At 61.6% G+C, this 1,804-nt stretch carries 1 protein-coding gene; it reads left to right on the top strand.

Annotated features, from left to right (window positions below):
- Positions 1 to 170: 170 nt before the first annotated feature.
- A complete protein-coding gene (locus QMX98_RS34425) occupies positions 171 to 1,712 on the top strand; it encodes an alkaline phosphatase D family protein (RefSeq protein ID WP_102593602.1) in 1,542 nt (513 codons plus the stop codon).
- Positions 1,713 to 1,804 lie beyond the last annotated feature (92 nt).

Genomic DNA, 1,804 nt, shown 5'->3' with positions numbered 1-1,804 from the left:
GCCTGACACCACGTTGTAGGAGCTAGGCTTGCCCGCGAAGACGGTTTAACATTCAACAAACAGGTGTCTGTCAGATCGCCTTCGCGGGCAAGCCTCGCTCCTGCAGGGGGGGCGGTGTCACACCGGTTTCATGCGCACGTGCTTTAGTTTTCCTTTTCAGGGAGAACACCATGAGCGAATTCGACCTCGGCCGTCGCCGTGTCATGCAAGCCGTCGGCGCCGGGCTATTGCTTCCAGGGCTGGCGCCGGCCGTTATCGCCTCGGTCAAGGACCGTCCGCAGCTCACCGATGGCGTGCAGTCCGGCGATCTGATGGGCGACCGGGCGATGATCTGGAGCCGCAGCGACCGACCGGCGCGGATGGTGGTCGAATGGGACACCCGCAGCCTGTTTGGCAACCCACGCCGATTCGTCTCGCCATTGGCCGATGCGCGCAGCGATTTCACCGCACGGGTCGAGCTCACGGGGCTGCCGGCCGATCAGGCGATTTTCTATCGCGTGTATTTCGAAGACGCCCAAAGCGGTGTCACCAGTGAACCCTGGTTCGGTCATTTGCGCAGCGTGCCGCAAACCCGGCGCGACCTCCGTTTTGTCTGGAGCGGCGACACCGTTGGCCAAGGCTTCGGCATCAACCCGGACATTGGCGGCATGCGCATCTACGAAGCCATGCGTCTGCGCCTGCCCGACTTCTTTATCCACAGCGGCGACACCATCTACGCTGACGGCCCGGTGCCGGCGCAACTGGCCACCGAAAGCGGCCGGGTGTGGCGCAATATCACCAGCGAAGCCAAGAGCAAGGTCGCCGAGACACTCGACGATTATCGCGGCAACTACCGCTACAACCTGATGGACGAGAACATCCGTCGCTTCAACGCCGAAGTCCCGCAGATCTGGCAGTGGGATGACCACGAAGTGGTGAACAACTGGTCACCGGGCAAGCAATTGGATGAGCGCTACAAGAGCAAAGATATCCACAGCCTGGTCGGTCGCGCCCGCCAGGCCTGGCTCGAATATGCGCCCATGCGTTTGCAGAGCGCCGATGGCGGCGGGCGGATTTATCGCAAGCTCGGCTACGGGCCGATGCTGGATGTGTTCGTGCTGGACATGCGCAGCTATCGCGAAGCCAATGACGACAACCTCGGCACTGCCAAACCGTTTCTCGGTCGTGAGCAACTCGACTGGCTCAAGGCTTCATTGAAAGCCTCCAGTGCTCAATGGAAGGTCATCGCCGCCGACATGCCGATCGGCCTCGGCGTCCCCGACGGAGAAGTCAGCCCCGGTGTCGCGCGCTGGGAAGCAGTGGCCAACGGTGATCCAGGACCGGCCCAGGGGCGTGAGCTGGAAATCGCTGAACTCTTGGGCTTTTTACGGGCGCAGCAGGTGCGCAATTACGTGTTCCTGACGGCCGATGTGCATTACTGCGCAGCCCACCATTACCACCCGGACCGCGCCGCATTCCAGGACTTCGAACCGTTCTGGGAATTTGTGGCCGGGCCGTTGAATGCCGGGAGCTTCGGACCCAATCCGCTGGACAAGACCTTCGGGCCCGAGGTGGTTTTCGAGAAAGCACCACCGGCGCAGAACACCTCGCCGTTTGCCGGGTTCCAGTTTTTTGGCGAGGTGAATATCGATGGGCAGACGGGGGAGATGAGTGTGGTGTTGCGGGATCTGGATGGGGTGGCGGTGTTTGAGCGCAAGCTTCAGCCAGCCTGACCGTTTCCACCAACAACACACAACCAATGTGGGAGCGAGCCTGCTCGCGAATGCGGTTTCACATTCAACAGCGTCGTTGTCTGACCCACCGC

It is taken from the genome of Pseudomonas sp. PS02303 (assembly GCF_029959925.1).
Taxonomy (GTDB): Bacteria; Pseudomonadota; Gammaproteobacteria; order Pseudomonadales; family Pseudomonadaceae; genus Aquipseudomonas; species Aquipseudomonas mandelii.
The sequence above is the reverse complement of the archived record's forward strand: the minus strand, read 5'-3'. Positions and strand labels throughout refer to the sequence as shown.